Origin of the sequence: Aquitalea sp. ASV11 (genome assembly GCF_016429185.1) — a bacterium.
GTDB lineage: Bacteria > Pseudomonadota > Gammaproteobacteria > Burkholderiales > Chromobacteriaceae > Aquitalea > Aquitalea pelogenes.
The window spans coordinates 1-1,565 of record NZ_JAELUD010000141.1 but is presented as its reverse complement, the minus strand read 5'-3'; the positions used below and the strand labels follow the sequence as shown (position 1 = coordinate 1,565).

At 50.5% G+C, this 1,565-nt stretch carries 1 rRNA gene; it reads right to left on the bottom strand.

The annotated features are described in order from the left end of the window. A 23S ribosomal RNA gene (locus JHD62_RS21305) occupies positions 1-1,332 on the bottom strand; the annotation flags it as partial. Between the last annotated feature and the right edge of the window lie 233 nt (positions 1,333-1,565).

Genomic DNA, 1,565 nt, shown 5'->3' with positions numbered 1-1,565 from the left:
CCCTACGCCGATGAACGTTGCGTAGGAAACCTTGGGCTTTCGGCGAGCGGGCTTTTCACCCGCTTTATCGCTACTCATGTCAGCATTCGCACTTCTGATATCTCCAGCATCCCTTACGAGACACCTTCACAGACCTACAGAACGCTCCCCTACCATCTGCACTTACGTGCAAATCCGCAGCTTCGGTTATCAGTTTGAGCCCCGTTACATCTTCCGCGCAGGACGACTCGACCAGTGAGCTATTACGCTTTCTTTAAATGATGGCTGCTTCTAAGCCAACATCCTGGCTGTCTGGGCCTTCCCACTTCGTTTACCACTTAACTGATCATTTGGGACCTTAGCTGGCGGTCTGGGTTGTTTCCCTCTTGACGATGGACGTTAGCACCCACCGTCTGTCTCCCATGCTCGCACTTTCCGGTATTCAGAGTTTGCCATGGTTTGGTAAATCGCAATGACCCCCTAGCCATAACAGTGCTTTACCCCCGGAAGTGATACATGAGGCACTACCTAAATAGTTTTCGGGGAGAACCAGCTATCTCCGAGTTTGTTTAGCCTTTCACCCCTATCCACAGCTCATCCCCTAGTTTTGCAACACTAGTGGGTTCGGACCTCCAGTGCGTGTTACCGCACCTTCATCCTGGCCATGGATAGATCACTCGGTTTCGGGTCTACGCCCAGCAACTAAAGCGCCCTATTCGGACTCGGTTTCCCTACGCCTCCCCTATGCGGTTAAGCTTGCTACTGAACGTAAGTCGCTGACCCATTATACAAAAGGTACGCAGTCACCCCTTGCGAGGCTCCCACTGTTTGTATGCATCCGGTTTCAGGTTCTATTTCACTCCCCTCCCGGGGTTCTTTTCGCCTTTCCCTCACGGTACTGGTTCACTATCGGTCGATCACGAGTATTTAGCCTTGGAGGATGGTCCCCCCATCTTCAGACAGGATTTCGCGTGTCCCGCCCTACTTTTCGTATGCTCAGTACCAAGAATGAAATTTCGTGTACGGGGCTATCACCCACTATGGCGGACATTTCCAGGTCCTTCCACTATCTCAATCTCTATCACATACAGGCTATTCCGCGTTCGCTCGCCACTACTGACGGAATCTCGGTTGATTTCTTTTCCTCGAGTTACTTAGATGTTTCAGTTCACTCGGTTCGCTTCCACGTACCTATGTATTCAGTACGGGATACCCTTGCGGGTGGGTTTCCCCATTCGGATATCGCGGGATCAAAGCTCTATTGCCAGCTCCCCCGCGCTTTTCGCAGGCTTACACGTCCTTCATCGCCTGTGATCGCCAAGGCATCCACCAGATGCACTTAGTCGCTTGACCCTATCATTTCAGTAACCTGAGTTACCAATCCGACAGGATTGTGTTTGTGCGACATGTCACACCGCCCCTTTTGTGATGGCGACATGACATTAGATACAATCAAATTCCCAAGATGACGATTTGTCCCACTTGCAGAGTTAACTGCAGGTGTTTCATCTCGCCGTCTAATTAATTCGGCTTCTTCAGTTTGTTAAAGATCGGGCATTGTAAAAACAACGCAAACAGAAATTCAC